The 21,893-nt window shown below is 74.3% G+C and carries 16 protein-coding genes; 12 read left to right on the forward strand and 4 right to left on the reverse strand.

All coding sequences use genetic code 11. The features are described 5' to 3' along the window. Positions 1-38: 38 nt before the first annotated feature. On the reverse strand, positions 39-2,699 hold the full coding sequence (locus DEH69_RS21675; protein WP_258534855.1) for a lysylphosphatidylglycerol synthase transmembrane domain-containing protein: 2,661 nt from the start codon (positions 2,697-2,699) through the stop codon (positions 39-41). Between the two features lie 155 nt (positions 2,700-2,854). Here DEH69_RS21675 and DEH69_RS21680 point away from each other — a divergent pair, with 155 nt between their 5' ends. The 4 genes from DEH69_RS21680 to nudC all read left to right on the forward strand — a co-directional run bounded on the left by DEH69_RS21680 (position 2,855) and on the right by nudC (position 11,117). Continuing rightward, positions 2,855-3,292 (forward strand): MGMT family protein, encoded by a 438-nt coding sequence (locus tag DEH69_RS21680; RefSeq protein WP_113688641.1) that lies wholly within the window; start codon positions 2,855-2,857, stop codon positions 3,290-3,292. Positions 3,293-3,405: 113 nt separating this feature from the next. Then, positions 3,406-6,687: an ATP-dependent DNA helicase gene (locus DEH69_RS21685; RefSeq protein ID WP_113688642.1), complete on the forward strand. Its 3,282-nt coding sequence runs from the start codon at positions 3,406-3,408 to the stop codon at positions 6,685-6,687. A gap of 113 nt (positions 6,688-6,800) precedes the next feature. Continuing rightward, positions 6,801-10,169, forward strand: coding sequence for an ATP-dependent DNA helicase (locus DEH69_RS21690; RefSeq protein ID WP_113688643.1), 3,369 nt, complete (start codon positions 6,801-6,803; stop codon positions 10,167-10,169). Positions 10,170-10,178: 9 nt separating this feature from the next. Continuing rightward, positions 10,179-11,117: an NAD(+) diphosphatase gene (gene nudC, locus DEH69_RS21695; RefSeq protein WP_113688644.1), complete on the forward strand. Its 939-nt coding sequence runs from the start codon at positions 10,179-10,181 to the stop codon at positions 11,115-11,117. 64 nt (positions 11,118-11,181) lie between these two features. On the opposite strand, the gene DEH69_RS21700 is transcribed toward nudC, so the two are convergent. Beyond that, entirely contained in the window at positions 11,182-11,439 is a 258-nt protein-coding gene (locus DEH69_RS21700; RefSeq protein ID WP_113688645.1) for a glutaredoxin domain-containing protein, read from the reverse strand. Positions 11,440-11,591: 152 nt separating this feature from the next. On the opposite strand from DEH69_RS21700, the gene DEH69_RS21705 reads away from it, so the two are divergent. The 4 genes from DEH69_RS21705 to DEH69_RS21720 all read left to right on the forward strand — a co-directional run bounded on the left by DEH69_RS21705 (position 11,592) and on the right by DEH69_RS21720 (position 15,100). Further along, positions 11,592-13,826 carry an ATP-dependent DNA helicase UvrD2 gene (locus DEH69_RS21705; RefSeq protein ID WP_309302888.1) on the forward strand — a complete coding sequence of 745 codons (2,235 nt, stop codon included), beginning with the start codon at positions 11,592-11,594 and terminating at the stop codon, positions 13,824-13,826. Between the two features lie 159 nt (positions 13,827-13,985). Next, the gene (locus tag DEH69_RS21710) at positions 13,986-14,306 is read left to right on the forward strand and encodes a hypothetical protein (protein WP_113688647.1); all 321 of its coding nucleotides are present in this window, start codon (positions 13,986-13,988) and stop codon (positions 14,304-14,306) included. Between the two features lie 126 nt (positions 14,307-14,432). After that, positions 14,433-14,783 carry a WhiB family transcriptional regulator gene (locus DEH69_RS21715; RefSeq protein ID WP_113688648.1) on the forward strand — a complete coding sequence of 117 codons (351 nt, stop codon included), beginning with the start codon at positions 14,433-14,435 and terminating at the stop codon, positions 14,781-14,783. Beyond that, entirely contained in the window at positions 14,780-15,100 is a 321-nt protein-coding gene (locus tag DEH69_RS21720) for a hypothetical protein (protein ID WP_113688649.1), read from the forward strand. Before DEH69_RS21715 ends, DEH69_RS21720 begins: the two co-directional genes overlap by 4 nt. Positions 15,101-15,140: 40 nt before the next feature. On the opposite strand, the gene DEH69_RS21725 is transcribed toward DEH69_RS21720, so the two are convergent. Together DEH69_RS21725 and DEH69_RS21730 are read right to left on the reverse strand one after the other, a co-directional pair. Further along, positions 15,141-16,565 carry an AarF/ABC1/UbiB kinase family protein gene (locus DEH69_RS21725; protein WP_113688650.1) on the reverse strand — a complete coding sequence of 475 codons (1,425 nt, stop codon included), beginning with the start codon at positions 16,563-16,565 and terminating at the stop codon, positions 15,141-15,143. A 76-nt stretch (positions 16,566-16,641) separates the two neighbouring features. After that, the gene (locus DEH69_RS21730; protein WP_113688651.1) at positions 16,642-17,748 is read right to left on the reverse strand and encodes a ThiF family adenylyltransferase; all 1,107 of its coding nucleotides are present in this window, start codon (positions 17,746-17,748) and stop codon (positions 16,642-16,644) included. Between the two features lie 186 nt (positions 17,749-17,934). Here DEH69_RS21730 and DEH69_RS21735 point away from each other — a divergent pair, with 186 nt between their 5' ends. The 4 genes from DEH69_RS21735 to DEH69_RS21750 all read left to right on the forward strand — a co-directional run bounded on the left by DEH69_RS21735 (position 17,935) and on the right by DEH69_RS21750 (position 21,876). Further along, a complete protein-coding gene (locus DEH69_RS21735) occupies positions 17,935-18,537 on the forward strand; it encodes a M48 family metallopeptidase (protein WP_113688652.1) in 603 nt (200 codons plus the stop codon). Positions 18,538-18,663: 126 nt separating this feature from the next. Continuing rightward, on the forward strand, positions 18,664-20,409 hold the full coding sequence (locus DEH69_RS21740) for a TerD family protein (protein ID WP_113688653.1): 1,746 nt from the start codon (positions 18,664-18,666) through the stop codon (positions 20,407-20,409). A gap of 12 nt (positions 20,410-20,421) precedes the next feature. Continuing rightward, complete coding sequence (locus DEH69_RS21745) at positions 20,422-21,111, forward strand: AIM24 family protein (RefSeq protein WP_113688654.1); 690 nt, start codon at positions 20,422-20,424, stop codon at positions 21,109-21,111. Positions 21,112-21,126: 15 nt separating this feature from the next. Next, a complete protein-coding gene (locus DEH69_RS21750; protein ID WP_113688655.1) occupies positions 21,127-21,876 on the forward strand; it encodes an AIM24 family protein in 750 nt (249 codons plus the stop codon). Positions 21,877-21,893: the final 17 nt, after the last annotated feature.

Raw genomic sequence — 21,893 nt, forward strand, 5'->3', positions numbered from 1 at the left:
CTCCGGATCCTGGGCTCGCAACTGCGGGGCAGGGGACCCTAGATCGCTTCCTTGCGGGTGAGCTGGGTGAACGCGAGCCACCCAGGGAGCACCGGCAGCCAGAACGTCATCATCCGGAACAGCACCACCGCGCCGAGCGCCGAGCTGTCCGGCACGCCGAACGCCACGAGCGCGCCGGTCAGCGTGATCTCGATCGCGCCGATGCCCCCGGGGGTGGGGGCGGCGGAGCCCAGGGCGTTGCCCGCGAGGAAGACCACCGCGAGCGTGGGGTAGTGCACGTCCTCGCCGAACGCCCGCAGCGACGCGTCGAGGCACAGGACGAACGCCGTCGTCATCAGCAGCATCCCGCCGACGCCCGCGAGCAGCTTCCTCGGCCGCTGCACGACGTCGAGCATGCGCGGCACCACCCCGGCGAACAGGCTGCGGACCCGGTCGAGGATCGCCTTCCTCAGGCTGGGCACCGCCGTGATGATCAGCACGATCACGGCCACCGTGAGCAGGCCCGCGATGACCGTTCTCGACGCCGAGAACGTCGGGGTGCGCTCGGTCCCCGTGAGATAGCCGAAGAGGAGCAGCAGCCCGATGTGCGAGGTGGCGCCGAACAGCTGCGACGCGCCCACGCTGGCCACCGCGTGCCCGGGGCGCAGGCCCTGGCGTTGCAGGAAGCGGGCGTTGAGCGCCGCGCCGCCGATCGCCGCGGGGGCGACCAGCTTGACGAACGAGCCCGCGACCTGCGCCGTCACCGTGCGCTTGTAGGACACCTTCTCGGGCACGAACCCCAGGAGGCTCAGCGCCGCGGCGAAGTACGTCAGCGCGGAGAAGCCCGCGGCGACCAGGACCCAGCCCCAGTTGGCGTTCTCCCACACCCGCTGGAACTCCGGCTGGATCAGCTGCGACAGCAGGAAGTACGCGGCGAACGCGGCGGCGATGATGGTGACCAGCGTGCGCGGCCTGATTCGTTCGATGCGCGCGGGCTCTATCGGCGCCTGGGGGCGGACGAGCAGCACCTGCTGGCGGATCTTGGAGAGCAGGTCGGGCTCCCTGGCGTTGTCAAGGGCCTCCTCCATCGCGCGCTTCTCCGCCTGCTTGGCCGCCTTGACCGTCCTGCGGTCGGCGTCCTCGGGCAGGCTGCCGCGCGCCTCGCGGTACGCGCGGGCCGCGTCGAGGACGATCTGCCGCTCGCGCTGCGACCGTTCGCGCGACAGCTGCCGCAGCGCGGTCCTCGTGGTGCGGCTGAGCGCGATCGGCTGGAGCATCGGCAGGCTGGCCGCCACCGCGTCGGGGCCGAGCACGGCGACGGCGGCCGAGACGGCGCGCTCGGCGCCCACCCGCAGCCCGAACGTCGTGAGCAGCTGCGCCACATCCATCCGCAGCAGCAGGTCGCCCGCCGCGATCTCGCCGCCGCGCAGCTCGGTCAGGTACACCTCGCCTTCCCGGTCGACCAGGAGCGAGCCGCCGTCCAGCCTGCGGTGCGCGATGCGGCGCGCCTGGAGGATGGCGAGCTGCCGCCAGGCCGCCTCCATCAGCGCGTCGGTGACCTCGTCGTCGGGCAGCGCGTCCAGGTCGCGGCCGCCGATGTGCTCGTAGACCAGCATCACCGCGTCGGGGCCCAGCTCGGAGGTGGCGATCAGCTTGGGGGCGCGCGCGCCCGCGGCTCCCGCGGCGTAGGCCAGCAGCGCCTCCTGTTCGAGCGTCTGGCGCAGCGACGGCAGGCTGCGGCGCTGGGTGATGCCGCGCAGCGCGAGCCGCCGCCAGAGCCGGTAGAAGAAGCCCTGCGCCTGCTGCGCCCTGTCCACCACGGTGACGTCGAGCGGCGGCCCGGTCTCCAGGGTGACCAGGTAGCGGCGCGTGCGCTGCTGGCGGTCCCCTGTGTCCTTGCCGCCGTCCCGCTCGCCCAGGTGCTCGGCGCGCAGCGCGCTGACCGGGCGGAAGCCGACGTTCCGCAGCCCGGCGAGCAACTGCTGGCCGGTGGCGCGGACGTTGGGCGAGCCGACGGCGTAGAGCGTGCCGTAGGCGATGGTCCAGCCGATCAGGACCGTGACGACGATGGAGAACGGCGTGGTGTAGCCCGCCACGAGCATCGAGAGCGCGTCGAGCAGCAGCACGGCCCACATGGCGAGCCGCCAGCGCGGGCGGTGGTTCATGCCGACGGCCGTGGCATAGGCGATGACAGGGGCCAGATAGCCGTGCACCGGCTCGGTCACCGCGCCGCTCGGCGCGATGCGGGTCAGCGCGTCCTGCACCGAGTCGGGCGAGAGCCTGGCCACCCACAGGCTGAACGACAGCGACACCCCGTGCGCGAGCACCGCGGCGAGGACGCCGTCGGCGATGCGCAGCCCGTCCCGTTTCACCAGTCGCTCGATCGCGAACGCCACCGGGATCACCAGCACGGCCACGCTCGACGCGAAGCCCGCGAAGTTGATCAGGAGCGAGGGCGCCTGGTCCGCGCCCTTGTCGACGTCGTCCTCGATGCCCTGGGTGGTGCCGATCGCGAATGTCGCGAGCGCCACCACGAGGGCGATGCCGAGCACCCCGAGGAGCACGCGCAGCAGATCACTCGGCCGGTGGACGCGGGCGGCCAGGATCGGCTCGTCCACCTCCAGGTGGTCCGCGCGCGTCGGGTCCGCGCGCAGCAGCGCGTCGAGCGGCTCGTCGGCGCCGTCCGGCTCGTCCCGTCGGCGCGCCGTGCGCCCGTCCACGCGCTGTGCCTCTTCTTCGCCCCGTATCACTGGTCGCTTCCCCAGGATTCTCCTCGTGCTGGAACTGCCGACCAGCCCTCCCCCGTGCTGGGACGATAGTGACACGAGAGACGGCCGCGGGTGGGCCGTCCGTGAGATACGGCACCATGAACGCCATGGCTGACCCCGCTGACCCCGCTGACCCCACCGACGACGAGGAAGGCGCGGAAGGCGCGGAAGGGGCGACCGGCCGCGGTGGCGCGCACCGGCTGCCCGAGTACGCCGACCGGGTCCTCACCGAGGTCGAACGCATCCCGCCAGGGCGGGTGCTGACATACGGGGACATCGCGCGGCGCCTCGGCGGCGGCGGGCCGCGGCAGGTCGGCAGGGTGATGGCGCGGTACGGCGGCGCGGTGCCGTGGTGGCGCGTGGTGCGCGCGGACGGGCGGCTCCTCCCCGGGCACGAGCGGCGCGCGTTGGAGCACTACCGCATCGAGGGCACCCCCCTGCGCGCCGGCGCGGACCCCGGCGCGACGCCACGGCTCGACCTCCGGCGCGCGGTGTGGGACGGGGGCGCGGACGGCTCGGGAGCGCCGGCGCCCGGGCGCGGCTGAGCTTCGGCTCACGCTCACCAGCGTGCGCCGTCCGTCCGGGGGACGGATGCGAAACGCTGCGCCCCGGGAGCCGTCTGGCGTACCGTCTCCTCCAACGTCCCCGAGAATGCGCGATGCACGTGAGCCTCTCCGTCCCCTTCACTGACCGGCCGCCCGCCCCGGGAGCGTACCGACTGGTGCGCGCCCCGGTCGGCGACGCACGGGTTGTAGCTGTGGACGCCAGCCAGCGTCGGGTGGTTGACCACCCGGGCGGGCCGCTGCTGGTGCTCGCGGGTCCCGGCACGGGGAAGACCACCACGCTGGTGGAGGCCGTGGCCCGCCGCGTGGCGGACGGCGCGGATCCCGAACGCGTCCTGGTGCTGACGTTCAGCAGGAAGGCGGCCGCCGAGCTGAGGGACCGGCTGACCGCGCGCCTGGGAGGAGCCTCCCCGCAGGCGACCACGTTTCACTCCTTCGCTTACGCGTTCGTACGGGCGCATCAGGACCGCGACCTGTTCGCCGAGCCGCTGCGGCTGCTCTCGGGGCCCGAGCAGGACCTCTACCTGCGCGAGCTGCTCGCGGGCCACCGCGACCCCGGGGGCGCGGGCTCCGGCGTCGACTGGCCGGACGAGCTGCGCGCCTGCCTGACCACCAGGGGCTTCGCCGACGAGCTGCGCGCGGTGCTCGCGCGCAGCCGCGAGATCGGCCTGGCGCCCGACACGCTGGCCGGGTTCGCCCGCCGCACCGGGCGGCCCGACTGGGAGGCGGCGGCCCACTTCCTCGCCGAGTACCTGGACGTCACCGAGGCCCAGGGCGTGCTCGACTACACCGAGCTGGTGCGCGGCGCGGCGCGGCTCGCCGATGACCCGGGCGTCGCCGCCGCGGTCAGGGCGCGGTACGACGCGGTGTTCGTCGACGAGTACCAGGACACCGACCCCGCCCAGGTCGCGCTCCTGCGGGCGCTGGCCGGGGGCGGGCGCGACCTGGTGGTGTTCGGCGACCCCGACCAGGCCATCTACGCCTTCAGGGGCGGCGACGTGAACGGGATCCTCGGCTTCCCCGACGCGTTCCGCACCCGCGCGGGCGCCCCGGCGCCCGTCGCGGTGCTGCGCACCGGCAGGCGCAGCGGGGCCGCGCTGCTCGCCGCCACGCGCCTGCTCACCCAGCGCATGCCGCTGTCCAGGCTGCCCGCCGAGGCGGTGCGCGGGCACCGGGCGCTGACGGCCGAGCGGGACGGCGGCCGCGTCGAGGTGCGCACCTATCCCACGCCGGGCGCCGAGCTGGACAACATCGCGGATCTGCTGCGCCGAGCCCACCTGGAGGAGGGCGTGCCCTGGGGCGAGATGGCCGTCCTGGTGCGCGCCGGCGCGCGGTCCATCCCGGTCGTGCGCCGGGCGCTGACGGCGGCGGGCGTGCCCCTCGAGGTGGACGGCGACGACCTGCCCCTGCGTCAGGAGCCCGCGGTCGCCCCGCTGCTGATGGCGCTGCGCGCGGTCGCGGGGCCCGGCCCCGGCGAGGGCGCCGCGCTCGCGCCCGACGACGCGCTCGCGCTGCTGGCCTCGCCGCTCGGCGGCATGGACGCCGCAGAGCTGCGCCGCCTCGGCCGCGCCCTGCGCAACGAGGAGCGCGCCGCGGGCGTCGCCACCCCGCGCCCCTCCGACGAGCTGATCGCCAGGGCGCTGGCCGAGCCCGAGCGGCTGGTCACCCACGACCCGGCGTACGCGGGGGGCGCGCAGCGCCTTGGGCTGCTGCTGCGCAAGGCCCGCGAGCTGCTCGCGGGCGGCGGCAGCGCCGAGGAGGCGCTGTGGATGCTGTGGGAGGGCACGCCCTGGCCTGGGCGGCTCGAACGGGCCGCCAGGCGCGGGGGAGCCGCGGGGCGCAACGCCGACCGCGACCTCGACGCGATGTGCGCGCTGTTCGACGCGGCGGCGCGCGCCGAGGAGCGCACCGGAGGGCGAGGGGCGCGCAACTTCCTTGCCGAGCTGGAGGCGCACGACATCGCCGCCGACACGCTCGCGCCGCGCGCCGTGCGCCCCGAGGCGGTGCGGCTCATGACGGCCCATCGCGCCAAGGGCCTGGAGTGGTCTCTCGTCGTGGTCGCCGGGGTGCAGGAGGGGCTCTGGCCCGACCTGCGGCGCCGTGGCTCGCTCCTCGAGGCCGACCGGATCGGCCGCGACGGGCTCGCCGAGCCGCTGAGCCAGGCCGCGCTGCTCGCCGAGGAGCGGCGGCTGTTCTACGTGGCCGCCACGCGCGCGAGGGACCGCCTGGTCGTCACGGCCGTGCGCGGCGCGGACGACGGCGACCAGCCGTCGCGTTTCCTGCGCGAACTCGGCGTCGAGCCCGAGGAGGTGAGCGGCCGCCCGCGCCGCCCGCTCGCGCTCGCCGCGCTCATCGCCGAGCTGCGCGCCACCACCGTGGACCCCGACGCCTCACCCGCGCTGCGCCGCGCCGCCGCCGAGCGCCTGGCCGAGCTGGCCGCGCTCACCGACGACGAGGGCCACGCCCTGGCGCCCGCCGCCCACCCCGAGCGCTGGTGGGGGCTGCGCGAGCCGACCCGTTCCGCCGCGCCCGTGCGCGACCCCGCCGCGCCCGTCGCGCTGTCGGGCAGCGCGCTCGACCAGCTGGTCAACACGTGCGCGCTCCAGTGGTTCCTGGGCCGCGAGGTGCACGCCGACGCGCCCGCCACCACCGCGCAGGGCTTCGGCAACGTCCTGCACGTCCTCGCCGACGAGGTCGCATCGGGCACCACACCGGCCGACCTGTCCGTGCTGATGGAACGCCTCGACACCGTGTGGGACTCGCTCGCGTTCGAGGCGCCCTGGCAGTCGCGCAGGGAGCAGGCCGAGGCCCGCGCGGCCCTGGAGCGCTTTCTGCGCTGGCATGTGCTCCAACGCGCCGACGGGTGCCAACCCGTCGCCAGCGAGGCCGAGTTCGACGTCACCCTTCAGGCGGGGCCGCACAGCGTCCGGATCCGCGGCGTGCTCGACCGGGTCGAGCGGGACGCCGAAGGCCGCGCGTATGTCGTCGACTTCAAGACGGGCCGCACGCGCCCCACCCGCCGCGAGGTGGAACGCCACCCGCAGCTCGCCGTCTACCAGCTCGCGCTGCGGCACGGCGAGGTCCCGGGCGCGGGGGACCCGGCGGGCGCCGCGCTGGTGCATCTGCGGCAGGGCGCCCCGGCGCGCGAGGGCGGCGACGCGCTCCCCGCGGTGCAGCGCCAGGAGCCGCTGGGCCGGGAGGGGAGCGGCGACGCGAACGGTGACGTGAACGGCGACTGGGTCGGTGACCTGCTGGCCAACGCCGCGGGCCGCGTCCTCGACGAGCGCTTCACGCCGCACTCGGGCCAGCACTGCGGCTCGTGCTCGTTCCGCGGCGCGTGCAGCGCGCGCCCCGAGGGCCGCCACGTCGTCGACTGACCCGCGACTGACCCGCGACCGAGCCGCGACCGAGCCGCGACCGAGCCGCGACCGAGCCGCGAGTCACCCGCGGCGGAACGGGACTGTCGGAGGCGGGGGTTAGGCTCACTCGGGTGCCCGTCCGACTCAGCCGCCCCGAACAGCTCAGGGAGCTGCTGGGGATCCCGTTCACCGCGGAGCAGCTGGCCTGTGTCACCGCGCCCCCCGCGCCCCAGGCCATCGTCGCGGGGGCGGGCTCGGGCAAGACGACGGTGATGGCCGCGCGCGTCGTGTGGCTCACCGCCACGGGCCAGGTCTCCCCGGGGCAGGTGCTCGGCCTCACCTTCACCAACAAGGCGGCGGGCGAGCTGGCCGAGCGGATCCGCGCCGCCCTCGCGGGCGCGGGCGTCGAGACGGCGGAGGACGGCGAGCCCCAGGTGTCCACCTATCACGCGTTCGCGGGGCGGCTGCTTGCCGAGCACGGGCTGCGGCTCGGCGTCGAGCCCGCCTCGCGGCTGCTGGCCGACGCCGGGCGGTTCCAGCTGGCCGCCGAGGTGCTGCGGTCGGCGCCCGCCGAGTTCGACCCCCCGGCCGCGACGTTCACCGCGCTGGTCACCGATCTCGTCGCGCTCGACGCCGAGCTGTCGGAGCATCTGGTGACCCCTGCGGCGCTGCGCGCGTTCGACGCGGGGCTGCTCGCCGAGCTGGCAGGGGCCGAGCTGACCAACGCGGAGCTGCGCCGCGTCCCCGAGGCCGCCGCGGGGCGCGGGCGGCTGCTCGACATGGTCGAGGAGTACCGCAGGCGCAAGCGCGCCCGCGACCTGCTCGACTTCGGCGACCAGATCGCGCTCGCCGCGGCCCTCGCCCGCGACGTGCCGGAGGTGGGCAGGGCGATGCGGGAGGCGTTCTCCGTCGTGCTCCTCGACGAGTATCAGGACACGTCCGTGGCCCAACGGATCCTGCTCGCCGGGCTGTTCGGCGGCGGCACGGGACACGCCGTCACCGCGGTCGGCGACCCGTGCCAGGCGATCTACGGCTGGCGCGGCGCGTCCGTGGCCAACCTCGACGACTTCCCCGACCACTTCCCGCACCGCGACGGCACCCCCGCGCGCCGCGACAGCCTCAGCGAGAACCGCCGCAGCGGCGGGCGGCTGCTCTCGCTGGCCAACGACCTGGCCGCGCCGCTGCGCGCGCGCCACCCCGCGGTCGTTCCGCTGCGGCCCGCCGACGGCGCCGAGCTGGCCGGGCGCGTGCGCTGCGCGCTGCTGCCCACGCACGCCGATGAGCTGGCCTGGCTCGCCGACTCGATCGCGCACCTGACGCGGACCGGGACGCCGCCGCGTGAGATCGCGGTGCTGTGCCGCACGGCGGGCGACTTCGCGGCGATCCAGGGCGCGCTGGTGGCCCGCGACGTGCCCGTCGAGGTGGTCGGGCTCTCAGGGCTTGTGCACCTGCCCGAGGTCGCCGACCTCGTCGCGGTGTGCGAGGTGCTGGTCGATCCCACGGCCAACGCCGCCCTCGTCCGGCTGCTCACGGGCCCTCGCTGGCGGATCGGCCCGCGCGACCTGGCGCTGCTCGGGCGGCGCGCCAGGGTGCTGGTGCGGCGGGCCGGGGGCGCAGGCACGGACGGCGGCTCGGACGGCGGCACGGACGGCGGCTCGGACGGCGGCGAGGACGCGCGGCTCGCGGCGGCGGTCGAGGGCACCGACCCCGCGGAGGTCACGTCGCTCGCGGACGCGCTCGACACGTTCGTCGAGGGCGCGGGGGAGCCCGCCGACGGGCTGCCGTTCTCGCCGGAGGCGCGGGTGCGGTTCGCCCATCTGGCCGCCGAGATCCGGGAGTTGCGGCGTTCGCTGGGCGATCCGCTGATGGATGTGCTGCACCGCGTGCTGTCCGCGACGGGCCTCGAGGTCGAGCTGTCCGCGTCCCCGCGCGCGCTGGCGGCGCGGCGCAGGGAGACGCTGGGCGCGTTCCTCGACGTGGCCGCGGCGTTCGCGGCGGGGCGCAGCGGCACGGCGGTGGACGGGGAGGCGACGCTGCCCGCGTTCCTCGCCTTCCTGCGGGCCGCCGCGCAGTACGACAAGGGCCTCGACAGCTCGCTGCCCGGCGCGGACGACACCGTGAAGGTGCTCACCGCGCACAAGGCCAAGGGCCTGGAGTGGGACGTCGTCGTGGTGCCGGGGCTGGTCGCGGGGGCGTTTCCCGCCAAGCCGTCGCGCGATTCGTGGCTGCGGCACCCCCGCGCGCTGCCGCACCCGCTGCGCGGCGACGCCGGAACGCTGCCCGAGCCGCCCGAGTGGACGGCCGCGGGCCACAAGGAGTACGCGGCGGCGACGGCCGAGCACCTGGAGCTCGAGGAGCTGCGGCTCGGCTATGTCACGTTCACCAGGCCGCGGTCGCTGCTGCTCGGCTCGGGGCACTGGTGGGGGCCGAGCCAGAAGAGACGGCGCGGGCCCTCGGCGTTTCTGGCGGCGCTGCGCGCCCACTGCGAGCGCGATCCGGCGCACGGCGAGGTGGAGCAGTGGGCCGACCCCCCGCCCGAGGACGTGGAGAACCCCGCGCTCGCCGGGTCCGCGCGCGAGGAGGCGTGGCCGCTGCCGCTCGACCCGGCGGCGCTGGCCCGGCGGCGCGCGGCGGCCGACGCGGTGCTGGCGCGGCTGCGCGCGGGGGTGCCGGGGCCGCGGGGGGACGGCGCCTCCGGCGTTTCGAACGATGCGAACGATGCGGGTGGCTCGGGTGACGCGGGTGGCTCGGGTGGCTCGGGTGGCTCGGGGGATTCCGCGGGGCTGACTCCCGAGGAGCGGCGGACCGTGGAGTCATGGGACCGGGATCTGGCCGCGCTTGCCGGGGAGTTGCGGCGGTCGCGGGCCGTGGTGCGCGACGTCGAGCTGCCGCTCTCGCTGTCCGCTTCGCAGGTGCAGCGGCTCGCGGCCGACCCCGAGGGGTTCGCGCGCGACCTGGCCCGGCCGATGCCGCGCCCGCCGCAGCCCGCGGCGCGGCGCGGGACGAGGTTCCACGCGTGGGTGGAGTCCAGGTTCGAGACGCTGGCGCTGCCGATGCTCGGCCCTGACGAGCTCCCGGGCGGCGATCCCGACGAGGAGGCCGAGATCCGCGACGAGCGGGAGCTCGCGGCGTTGAAGGAGGCGTTCTCCCGCACGCCCTACGCCGCGCGCAGGCCGTACCGCATCGAGGCGCCGTTCCAGATCCAGCTGGCGGGGCGCGTCATCCGCGGGCGCATCGACGCGGTCTACCGGACGGCGCGCGGGGGCTTCGAGATCATCGACTGGAAGACGGCGCGCCGCCAGGACGCCGACCCGCTCCAGCTGGCGATCTACCGGCTGGCGTGGGCCGAGCGGCACGAGCTGCCGCTGTCCGCCGTGTCGGCCGCGTTCCTCTACGTCCGCAGCGGCGAGCTGGTGCGGCCGACCGTGCTGCCGGGGCGGCGCGGGCTCGAGCGGCTGCTCATGGGGGAGGAGTCCTGGGAGCCCAACGACCCCGGTTAGGCTTTTGGTATGCGCACCACCCCGGACGACGCGGTCCAGCCGATTCCTCTCACCGGCACCGGTGGCATCGACCGCTGCGCCGGGTACCGTCTCGACGAGGCATGGCTGGGCGCGGCCTGGAGCCATCCTTCCACCCGGGTGTTCGTGGTGTCCGGCGGCCAGGCGCTGATCGAGGAGACGGCCGACGGCAGGACCGAGCTGGTGATGATGCCGTCGTTCGACGCGCCGCTCACCGAGGCCCACCGGTACTTCCTCGGCTCGGACGCCGAAGGCGTGCGGTACTTCGCCCTCCAGAAGGACGCCCTGCCGGGGCGCATGGACGAGGCGGCCAGGCCCGCGGGGCTGCGGGAGGCGGCGCCGCTGCTGTCCGAGCGGGACAACGAGCTGCTGGTGCACGCCGTCGCCCTGGAGAACTGGCAGCGCCTCCACCGCTTCTGCTCCCGCTGCGGAGAGCGGACGGTGATCGCCGCCGCGGGGCACATCAGGCGCTGCCCGGCGTGCGGCGCCGAGCACTATCCGCGGACCGACCCGGCCGTGATCATGCTGGTGGTCGACGAGGAGGACAGGGCGCTGCTCGGACGGCAGATGCACTGGCCCAAGGGGCGCTTCTCGACGCTCGCGGGCTTCGTGGAGCCGGGGGAGTCGATAGAGCAGGCCGTGGTCCGCGAGGTGGCCGAGGAGGTCGGCGTCGTGGTGGAGGAGGTCGAGTACATCGCCTCCCAGCCGTGGCCGTTCCCCTCGAGCCTGATGCTGGGGTTCGTGGCGCACGCGGCCTCGTCCGAGCCGGTCGTGGACGGCGACGAGATCGAACAGGCGCGCTGGTTCTCGCGTGAGGAGCTGCGGGCGGCGATGGAGTCCGGCGAGGTGCTGGCCCCTTCGGGGGTCTCCATCGCCGCGCGGCTGGTGGCGCGGTGGTACGGCAAGCCGCTGGTGTCCGCGCCCTGGTGAACGCCGTTCCTTCGGGGATCCTTCGGCGCGGGCGCCGGGGGGCAGGCAGCCCGGGCGCCGGGGATCAGGCGGCGAGGGCCTGCTTGACCTCGGCGAGGGACGGGTTGGTCATGGTCACCTCGGGGCCGCCGCTACCGGGGACGACGACGAGGGTCGGAACGGTGCGGTTGCCGTTGTTGGCCTTCTCGACCAGGGCGACCGCGTCCGGGTCCTCCTCGATGTTGATCTCGGTGAACGCGATGCCCTCGCGCTCCAGCTGGCTCTTGAGCCGACGGCAGTAGCCGCACCACGTGGTGCTGTACATCGTCACGGTGCCGGACATCGTCTCCCGCTCCTTCGGTGGGTTGCGGCGGCGGTTGTCGCTCGCGCAAGGAGAACACACGCGGCGGTATGAGTCATTCCGCGGTATGAGTAATTCCAGGGGGCTGTGGACAACCAGCCCACGCCCTCAGCCGAACCTGGCAGCATGGCCGGGTGACATCAGCAACGCACGCCTCCCCTTTCCCCCAGGATCCGTTTCCCCGGGTGCCGGACTCGGCCGACGCCGTGCTCGAAGGGCTCGACCCCGAGCAGCGCGCCGTGGCGACCACGCTCCAGGGACCGGTGTGCGTGCTCGCGGGGGCGGGCACTGGCAAGACGCGGGCGATCACCCACCGGATCGCCTACGGCGTGCGGGCCGGGGTGTTCCAGCCGTCGACGGTGCTCGCCGTGACGTTCACCGCCCGGGCCGCGGGCGAGATGCGGGGGCGGCTGCGGCAGTTGGGCGCGGGCGGGGTGCAGACGCGGACGTTCCACTCGGCGGCGCTTCGGCAGCTCCAGTACTTCTGGCCCAAGGCGGTCGGCGGGGAGCCGCCGCGGCTGATGGAGCGCAAGGTCGCGCTGGTCGCCGAGGCGGCGGCGCGCGGCAGGCTGCGCCTCGAGCGGGCCGAGCTGCGGGATGTGATCTCCGAGATCGAGTGGGCCAAGGTCACGCAGACCGTGCCGGAGGACTATCCGGCGGCCGTGGCCAAGTCCGACCGTGAGCCGCCGCGCGACCCCGCCGAGACGGCCAGGATCTACGCCACCTATGAGCAGCTGAAGCGGGACAGGGGCGCGATCGACTTCGAGGACGTGCTGCTGCTGACGGTCGGCATCCTCGCCGACCGGCCCGACATCGCCGAGGTGGTCCGCGGCCAGTACCAGCACTTCACCGTCGACGAGTACCAGGACGTCAGCCCGCTCCAGCAGCGGCTGCTCCAGCAGTGGCTCGGGGAGCGGGACAGCCTGTGCGTCGTGGGCGACGCCAGCCAGACGATCTACTCCTTCACCGGCGCCACCCCCGACCACCTGCTGGACTTCAGGACGCGCCATCCGCACGCGACGATGGTCAAGCTCGTGCGGGACTACCGCTCCACGCCCCAGGTGGTCCACCTGGCGAACGGACTGCTCGGGCAGGCCCGCGGCCGCGCCGCCGAGCACCGCCTTGAGCTGATCTCGCAGCGGCAGCCGGGGCCCGAGCCGGTCTTCGCCGAGCACCCCGACGAGCCAGCGGAGGCGGAGGCCACGGCGAAGCGGATCAGGGAGCTGATCGCGCCGGTCGGCGAGGGCGGCGCGGGCATCCCGGCCAGCGAGGTCGCCGTGCTGTTCCGGGTGAACGCCCAGTCCGAGATCTACGAGCAGGCGCTGGCCGACGCGGGGGTCCCCTACCAGCTTCGGGGCGCCGAGCGGTTCTTCGACCGGCCCGAGATCCGCGCCGCGGGCCTGGCGCTGCGCGGTGCTGCGCGCGCGGGGGGGAACGACGGGGCGTTCGACGACGTCGAAGGGCTCGCCGGGCAGGTGGGCGCGGTGCTGGCGAGCACCGGCTGGACGCCCGAGCCACCGGCGGGCTCGGGTGCCGTGCGGGACCGCTGGGAGTCGCTGCGCTCGCTGGTGACGCTCGCCGAGGACTTCGGGCGGGCCAGGCCCGACGCGGGGCTGCGTGCGTTCGTGGCCGAGCTGGACGAGCGGGCCGCGGCGCAGCACGCGCCCACCGTGGAGGGCGTGACGCTGGCGTCGCTGCACGCAGCCAAGGGCCTGGAGTGGGACGCGGTGTTCCTGGTCGGGCTGACCGACGGGATGATGCCGATCACCCACGCCAAGACGCCCGAGCAGGTCGAGGAGGAGCGGCGGCTGCTGTATGTGGGGGTCACGCGGGCGCGGCTGCGGCTCACGCTGTCCTGGGCGGTGGCGCGCTCGCCAGGAGGGCGGGCGACGCGGCGGCCCACGCGTTTCCTCGACGGGCTGCGGCCCGGGTCGGGCGCGGGGGGCGCGCGGGGGGGCCAGGGCGGCGCCGGGGGCGTGGAGCGGGGCCCCGGGTCGCGCGGGAGGAAGCCACGCGGGCCGGTCAAGTGCCGGGTGTGCGACAAGACGTTGACGGAGGCGACCGAGGTCAAGCTGCGGCGCTGCGAGGACTGCCCCTCGTCGATGGACGAGGAGCTGTACGAGCGGCTGCGCGAGTGGCGGGTGGACCGGGCGCGGGAGTTGGGCAGGCCGGCGTACGCCGTCTTCACCGATGTCACGCTCATGGCGATCGCCGAGACCGTGCCTGGTGGCGAGGGTGAGCTGTCCCGGATCTCGGGCGTGGGGGCCCACAAGCTGCGGCAGTTCGGGCCCGATGTGCTGGCGCTGTGCGCCGGCGAGCCCCTGCCGTCGGCCTCCGAGGAAACTTCTGAGGAATCCGCCGAAAAATAGTTTGCGCGCGCCGGAGACATCCGCATAGCGTGCTCTGCATGACGCCGGGGGAGGGTTCCCCTTCCCCCGGAGCCATGCTGTACTGAGTTCATCTGGGCAGTTGAGTTCATCGGGCATCCACGCCCGGCCCACCGAGACGCCGCAAAGGAGGCGAGTCCCATGGCCAATCCGATCATCAAAACGCTGGTGGGCCTCGACTCTGTCCGCCTGTGCGTGCCTGGTGGTTCTCGCCTGTCCGGCACCGGTGTGTCCGGTGCCGCGGCCGTGCGTGCGGCGGCAGCCGGCTCGCGCGCCGCGCTGAGCGAGCGACCGATTCCGGCGCCCGCGGCAGCGGTAGTCGCGGCAGAGGCACGTGTCGGTGCCTATGCGACGACCGCCGATGTCTCCGGCGCCCGGCACCAGATCTTCGGACAGCAGAAGACCCAGCTTCACACGATGTGGGCCCTCCGCGGGCTCGATCCCTGGAGTGATCCAGCCTGATCGGCGAGATCAGGTCGGCACCTTCCAGGGCCGCGGAACCCACACCGGGATCCGCGGCCCTTCTGTTTTCCCCCTCCCGGCCACCAGCCGGGCAGACCGACGACTCAACGACACGAGGACCAGACCATGCCACTCGCGCCGTACGCCCGACCCGACCTGAACTCACCCCCCGATCCGGAGACTTCTGTGACCCCGCTGTACACCCTCAACGAGCTGGACGAGGCCATCGAGAGGCTCGACGACGGCGTGCCCTGCCGTTCGTACGACCCCGAGGTGTTCTTCGCCGAGACCCCCGAGGACGTCGAGTACGCCAAGTCGCTGTGCGGCACCTGCCCGCTGCGCGCCGCCTGCCTCGCCGGTGCGAAGGACCGCCGTGAGCCGTGGGGCGTCTGGGGCGGCGAGCTGTTCGTCCAGGGCGTGGTGGTCCCGCGGAAGAGGCCGCGTGGCCGTCCCCGCAAGAACCCGGTCACGGCATGAACACCACAGGCACCATCGGCCGCCCCGCGCCCCACGGGCCGGTGCGCGATCTCGACACGGCACCCACCATGAACGAACCGACGGCGGCCCGGCGGCCGCGTCAGAAGCTGAACAGGACCAGGAAGTTGCAACTCATCCCAGAAGCCCTGGCGCGCTCCCATATGGCGGAGCGCGTCAGGGAGGCCGAATCCCAACGCGCGGCCTGGCACATCGCCCGGGCCGCACGGCTCCAGCGCAGGTCCCGTCGGCTCCAGGAGCGGGCGGAGCGCGCTTCACGGCGTGCCCGCCGCGCCCTGGCGCAGGCGGTCATCCGCTGAGTCCCGCCCGGGCGGGCTTGAGCGCCGAGACCCTCGGCCCTCAGGCCCGCCCGGCTTCGTTCCCCGGCGCGTCCTCGTCCCGTGGCTCGTCCTCCAGCGGCTCGTCCTCCAGCGGCCTCTCGTCGAACGGCCCCTCGTCGGCGAAGCCGGGGAGCCCCGCCTCCAGCTCGTCCCGCATCCGCACCGTCGCGCCGAGCTGGCACAGCACCCCGATGGTGCTCAGGGTGACGCGGTGGATCAGCAGATAGGACGGCGGAAGGTTCAGCTGGCGCCCCAACTGGTGGGCCGCCGACCGGGGATCGGCGATCCTGCCCGCCTGCTCCCGCAGCCACTCCCTGCTGAAGGCGAACTCCTCCACCGCCGCCGGCTCGATGATCGGCCGCAGATAGTCCATGACGGCCACCGGGTCGAGATCGATGTCGGGCCGCACGAAGCCCTCGGCGCACAGGTGCGCGTACACCTCGTCGGCGCGTCCGTCGAGCGTCGTCCGCAGCGCCCTGCCGATGACCGGTGGCAGGCCCTCGGGCAGGCGGCTCACCGCGCCGAAGTCCATGACGCCCAGGCGCCACTCGGCCATGGGACGGCTCTCGACGGGCACCAGCCTGAAGTTCCCCGGGTGGGCGTCGGCGTGCAGCAGCCCGGTCCGCGCGGTGCCGGAGAACAGGAACCTGGCCAGCAGCTGCCCCGCCCGATCCCGCTCCTCCCGCGTGCCGTCGCCGATGATCCGGGACAGCGGCACCCCGTCGAGCCACTCGGTGATCAGCACCTGGTCGCTCTGGCGCACGACATCGGGCACCACCACGTCGGGGTCCCCGGCGAAGGCCGCGGCGTACGCCCGCTGGGCCTCGGCCTCCAGGGCGTAGTCCAGCTCCTCGGAGACCCGCTCCCGCAGCTCCTCGATGAGCGGCTTGATGTCCATCCCGGGTATCAACGGGCCGAGCAGCCGCGCGAACCGGCCCAGCTGGGTCAGGTCGGAGAGCAGCGCCTCGCCCGCGCCCGGGTACTGGATCTTGACGGCGACCTCGCGGCCGTCGTGCCACACCGCCCGGTGCACCTGGCCGATCGAGGCGGCTGCGGCGGGCTTCTCGTCGAACTCGGTGAAGAGATCGGGCCAGTCCTCCCCGATCCGCTCGGCCAGCGCGGCCCGCACCGACGCGGTGGGCAGCGGGGGCGCCGCGTCCTGGAGCTTGGTCAGCGCCGCACGGTAGGGCCCGGCCACCGCCTCGGGCAGCGCGGATTCGAACACCGAGAGCGCCTGCCCCACCTTCATCGCGCCGCCCTTGAGCTCCCCGAACACCGAGAACAGCTGCTCGGCGGTGCGCTCCTGCAACTCGTTGCCCACCAGCTCGGCGGAGCGTCCACCGATGCGCTTGCCCAGGCCCCAGGTGGCCCGGCCCGCGAAGCTCAGCGGCAATGTCGCCAGCTTGGCCGTCCTGGTCACCGCCTTGCGGGGTAGATCAGACATGGCGTCCCCTCCAACTCCCCTACAGCGCGTCCCTGCCCGTTCGTCCCTACCCGTTCATTGTGGACCCCGGGGCACGCTACGGAGGCCGGGTGGTCGTGGCCGCTCCACAGGAACACTCCTGGTGGGGCTCGATCGTCTCCGTGGTGGCCGAGAGCCGGGGCAGCGCCAGCTCGGTGCGGGTGCTGGCCGACGGCGGGACCGTGCCGTCGAGGAAGCCGAGCGCGGTGCAGGCCGCGAGCCCGGCCACCGCGGTGGCGAGCGGCCCGTCGCACGCGGGGACGCCGGGCCATCGGGCGTTCCGCCACTGGGCCACGAGCAGCGGCCAGCACGGCTCGCGCGCGGCCCTCCGCCGCAGCAGGCAGCCCGCGCACGCGCTCGCCCCCGGCAGCACGAGCGGCCCGACAAAGCCCGTCGCCTCCACCACCCCCGTGTACAGATGGGGCATCCCCGCCGTGATCAACTCCTCGGCCGCCGCCGGGTCGGGGACATAGGCGGCCAGGCCGTCCCTGGGCGCCAGGATCACCAGCCGGGTGCCGCCGCCCTTCGCCGCCTCGCCCGCGTCCCCGCCCTTGCCCGCGTTCCCGCCCTTGCCTTCGCCCTCGCGCCGCCAGGGCACCACCGTCCTGACCAGGCTCCTCGCGGCGGCGGCCCGCCGTCGGCCGATGTGCTCGGCGCGCAGCCCGCCAGGGGCGGTGTCCTCGGGCTCGACCCGGCCGCCGTCCACGACATCGACCGTCCCGACGCCCGCCTGGGACAGCGCCGTCGCGACCGCAGTGCCGACCCGGCCCGCGCCGCGCACCTGCACCCGCATCCCGCGGCGGGCGACGAGCGCGGCGAGCCCCGCGCCGGGCCGTGGATGGAGCAGGGAGAGCGAGGCCAGATCGGGTCTGAGCCCGTCGGTGACCTGGGCCGCGGCCTCCCGGTCGGCCGTGGCGTCGTCGAGCACCCCGGCCGCGGCGAGCCGCTCGGCCAGCCGGTCGGCCGCCCCGCGTCCCAGGCCGAGGGACGTGGCGGCGTCCCGCAGCGCGGACAGCGCGCGGGTCCCGTCGAGCAGGGCGAGAAAGCTCTGGGTGGCGCTGTCCACCGGGCCGAGCAGCACGGAGTGCGCGGGCGTCACGCCGAACCGCACGGTCTGCCGGTCGCGCCAACCCCGGCGCAGCGAGGGCTTGATCATCGGATGCATGGAGTCATCATGGGGCCGGACAGAGGCGACGCGTGTGATGTTTTCCACAGGAAGCCGAGATAATCCTACAAATAGGGCGTTGTGCGCGGATGTTGTGCGCCCGCACCTCGCTCCGCACCGCCCTCTCCCGCCCACCGGCGTTCGGCGGGCGGGACATATCAGGCTCACAGCGGGTAACGTCGAGGTGTGCCCGCCGATCCGCTGAACAGCGCCGGCCCGCCGCAGCGCATTCACCCGGCGGGCCGACCGGTGCTGGACGGGGAGCGGGATGAGCGCGTCGAGGTGCGCCGCAGCGCCCGCCGCAGGCGCACCGTTTCCGCCTATCGCGAGGGCGATCGCACCATCGTGCTCATCCCAGCCCGCATGACCGCGGACGAGGAGCGGCGCTGGGTCTCGGTGATGCTGGACAAGCTCGCCGCCCAGGAGGACAGGCGGATCATCGGGGACGACGCCCTCGCCCACCGCGCCGCCGAGCTCTCGGAGCGTTATCTCCAGGGGCGCGCGCGACCCGACAGCGTGCGCTGGGTCACGAACCAGAACGCCCGTTGGGGCTCCTGCACGCCCGCCCTTGGCAGCATCCGCCTCTCCCACCGCCTCCAGGGCATGCCCGAGTACGTCATCGACTACGTGCTGCTCCACGAGCTGGCCCACCTGCTGGTTCCCGGCCATGGCCCCGGATTCTGGGAATTGCTCGAGCGCTATCCGCGCACCGAGCGGGCCCGGGGTTTCCTCGAGGGCGTGGTGGCCGCCGAGCGCCTGCCCTACGTCCCCTGGCTCCGCGCGGAGTGACCGCGGGCCGCGCCCGCGCCCCTTCGCGCCCCCTCGTCCCCCGTCACCCTCCGCGCTGTCCGCGGGAGCGGCTAGTCTGGCCACCACCGAATGTATGTCTTATCGGATGGGGGACGGTCGTTACGTATGGTGACGCACTTCCAGCGCGGCCGGAAGGCCCGCCTCAGCGACCTGACGCTCGGTACCGATCTGTACGTGGGGGTGCAGATAGCGGGTCCCGGACTGGTCTTCGACATCAGCTGCTTCGGGCTTGACCAGGCCGAACAGCTGTCGGACGACCGGTACTTCATCTTCTACAACCAGCCCAAGTCGCCCGAGGAGTCCCTTCAGCTCCTCGGCGCACAGGCCGGTGACACCGAGTCGTTCCGCGTGACCCTCGACTCCGTGCCCGCGAGCATCGACCGGCTGACCTTCACCGCCAGCATCGACGGCGACGGCACGATGTCCCAGGTCGGCCCCGGCTATCTGCGGATCGTGGCGGGTGGCGACGAGGTGGCCCGTTACGCCTTCGACGGCTCGGAGTTCACCACCGAGCGGGCCGTGATGCTGGGCGACTTCTACCGCAAGGACGGCTGGCGCTTCGCCGCCGTCGGCCAGGGCTTCGACGGCGGACTCGCCGCGCTGCTGCGGCACTTCGGTGGCGAGGTCACCGAGGAGGAGCCGCCCGCGCCCGCCCCCGCGGCCGCCCCGGGATTCGCGCCGCCAGGCGGCGGCCAGCCCGTGGCGCCCGGCTTCGCCCCGCCACCGGGCGGAGCGGCGCCGCCCGGTGGGGCGGTTCCGCCGCAGGGCGCGCCCGCCCCGGCGCCCGTTTCTCAGCCCGCGCCCCCGCCCGCACCGATGCCCCAGCCCGCGCCCTCCTTCACGCCGCCGCCCGGCGCGCCCGCGCCCTCCGCGCCCGGCGGCGGATACGCGCCCCCGCCCGGCGCGCCCGTCCCACCGGGTGGCGGCGGTGGCTACCCCGTGCACCCCGGCCAGGGCTTCGGCGCCCCGCCCGTGACCCCCGGCCCGCCGCACCCGGGCCCGCCCGGCGCGTTCCCCCCGCCAGGCCAGGGCGGCTACCCCCCGGGCCAGCCCGGATTCCCCCCGGGCCAGCCCGGATTCCCCCCGGGCCAGGGCGGGTTCCCGCCCCCGGGCCAGGGCGGCGGCCAAGGCGCGGGCCCGACCATGCCCATGCCCGCCATGGGCGTCCCGACGGGCGCCGGTGCCGCGGGCGGCGTCATGGCCGCGCTCGACAAGTACCGGGGCAGCACCGAACGGCGCCGCTGGACCCTCCAGAACCCCCAGCTCGTCCGCGCCGACCTGGGCATCGACGGCCAGCCGGTGATGGCACGGCAGGGCAGCATGGTGCTGTACCAGGGCGACGTCGACTTCGGCTTCAAGGGCGGCGGCCTCATGCGCCGCGTCACCACGTGGGCCACGGGCGAGGGCCTTCCCTCGATGATGCGCTGCACCGGTGAGGGCCAGGTGTATCTCGCCGAGGAGGCCAGCCGCCTGCACCCCGTCGAGTTGCAGGGTGACGCGATCTGCGTGGCCTCCCAGCACGTGCTCGCGTTCGACGAGTCCCTCGAGTACGAGGTGCGCCGCATCGACGGGCACGGGCTGCCGGGTGGCTCGCTCTTCGCCCTCCAGTTCTCGGGGCACGGCACGCTGGTGGTCAAGACGCAGGGCGAGCCGCTGGTCCTGCCCGTCACCCCGATGACGTTCGCCGACGCCAACTCCGTGATCGCCTGGTCCGCCGCCGCGCAGGTTCTGGTGGCCAACCAGGTGCGGGTGCGCCGCCAGGCGTTCCCCGGGCACAGCGGGGAGACCACACAGCTCCAGTTCAGGGGAGCCCCAGGGAACTTCGCCATTGTCCAGCCCTACGAGATCTGACGGGAGCCCGTGATGGATCAGCGGATGATTGCGGGCTTCGCGCCCACCGCCACCCCGACCGCCCGCATGGAGAACCATGGCTCCACGATGGCCAGGATCGCCATGCAGTCGGGGAACGACCTGTTCGCCAGGACCGGCTCGATGGTGGCGTACGAGGGGTTCATCCAGTACGAGTCGAACCCCACGGCCCTGCGCCAGGCGTTCGCCGGGCGGCTCACGGGCGAGAGCGTGCCCCTGATGAAGTGCACGGGCGACGGGCTGCTCTACCTCGCGGACTACGGCGCCGAGGTCGTGTGCGTCCCCCTCCAGAACGAGAGCCTGTCGGTCAACGCCACCAACGTCCTCGCGTTCGACGCCCACCTGGAGTGGGGCGTGCAGCGGGTGAAGGGCATCGCCAAGTTCGCGGGGCAGGGCCTGTTCAACCTGGGCATCTCCGGCACCGGTTGGGTCGCGATCACCAGCCGCGGCATCCCCGTGGTGGTGGACTGCGGCCTGTCGGGCGAGACGTGTGTGGACCCCGACGCCCTCGTCGCCTGGTCAAGTGGCCTGGAGATGAAGGGGAAGCGCAGCTTCAAGGCGTCCTCGCTCCTCGGCAGGGGCAGCGGCGAGGCGTTCCAGCTGGCCTTCTCGGGCCAGGGCTTCGTCGTCGTCCAGCCCAGCGAGGACAGCACCGACCGGCTCAACGCACAGCAGCACAACTGACGGGGGAGTCTCGCGATGCAGAGCCCGATCTTCAACCACACCGTGACCCAGTCCCAGGAGCGGTTCGCCCTCCAGGGCTCCCAGATGCTCAAGGTCACCCTCGGCCACGGCGAGGGTGTGGTGGCCCGCGCGGGCAGCATGGTCGCGTTCGAGGGCATGGTCGAGTTCGACGGGGAGTACCAGTCGCCTGGGCAGCAGCACATGCAGCAGTTCGCCGGTGAGGTGCTGCCCCTGATGCGCTGCTCGGGCCAGGGCCAGGTGTACTTCGCGAACCTGGCGCAGCACGTCCACGTCCTCGACGTCGACCACGAGGGCCTGACCGTCGACAGCTCGTATGTCCTGGCCCTGGACGCCCATCTGCACTGGGACGTCGTCTCGGTGGAGAGCCAGTACGGCATCCCGGGCGTCGGCGCGTACAACCTCATGATCTCGGGCCAGGGCAAGGTCGCCATCACCACCTCGGGCCAGCCCCTGGCCATGCGCGTCACCCCGGACCGCTATTGCAGCGCCGACGCGGACGCCGTGGTGGCGTGGTCGTCGTCGCTGCGGGTGCAGATGCAGGCCCAGACCAGCAGCAGGCCGATCTGGCGCCGCAGGGGGAACACAGGGGAGGGCTGGGAGCTGAGCTTCATGGGCGAGGGACATGTGGTCGTCCAGCCGAGCGAGCTGCTGCCGCCGCAGCACACGTCGCACGGCGAGCAGCTGCCGTTCGGCCAGGGCCAGGGCCCGGGCCTCGGCCAGGGAGGCGCCTGGGGCCCCCGCTGAAACGTTGACCGTCAGCC

The sequence above is a fragment of the Streptomyces sp. PT12 genome (assembly GCF_003311645.1).
Classification (GTDB): domain Bacteria; phylum Actinomycetota; class Actinomycetes; order Streptomycetales; family Streptomycetaceae; genus Streptomyces.

Coding starts and splice junctions, on each gene's coding strand:
- DEH69_RS21680 (WP_113688641.1), top strand. CDS start 2,855: ATGGCTGACCCCGCTGACCCCGCTGACCCCACCGACGACGAGGAAGGC.
- DEH69_RS21685 (WP_113688642.1), top strand. CDS start 3,406: ATGCACGTGAGCCTCTCCGTCCCCTTCACTGACCGGCCGCCCGCCCCG.
- nudC (WP_113688644.1), top strand. CDS start 10,179: ATGCGCACCACCCCGGACGACGCGGTCCAGCCGATTCCTCTCACCGGC.
- DEH69_RS21700 (WP_113688645.1), bottom strand. CDS start 11,439: ATGTCCGGCACCGTGACGATGTACAGCACCACGTGGTGCGGCTACTGC.
- DEH69_RS21710 (WP_113688647.1), top strand. CDS start 13,986: ATGGCCAATCCGATCATCAAAACGCTGGTGGGCCTCGACTCTGTCCGC.
- DEH69_RS21715 (WP_113688648.1), top strand. CDS start 14,433: ATGCCACTCGCGCCGTACGCCCGACCCGACCTGAACTCACCCCCCGAT.
- DEH69_RS21720 (WP_113688649.1), top strand. CDS start 14,780: ATGAACACCACAGGCACCATCGGCCGCCCCGCGCCCCACGGGCCGGTG.
- DEH69_RS21725 (WP_113688650.1), bottom strand. CDS start 16,565: ATGTCTGATCTACCCCGCAAGGCGGTGACCAGGACGGCCAAGCTGGCG.
- DEH69_RS21730 (WP_113688651.1), bottom strand. CDS start 17,748: ATGCATCCGATGATCAAGCCCTCGCTGCGCCGGGGTTGGCGCGACCGG.
- DEH69_RS21740 (WP_113688653.1), top strand. CDS start 18,664: ATGGTGACGCACTTCCAGCGCGGCCGGAAGGCCCGCCTCAGCGACCTG.
- DEH69_RS21745 (WP_113688654.1), top strand. CDS start 20,422: ATGGATCAGCGGATGATTGCGGGCTTCGCGCCCACCGCCACCCCGACC.
- DEH69_RS21750 (WP_113688655.1), top strand. CDS start 21,127: ATGCAGAGCCCGATCTTCAACCACACCGTGACCCAGTCCCAGGAGCGG.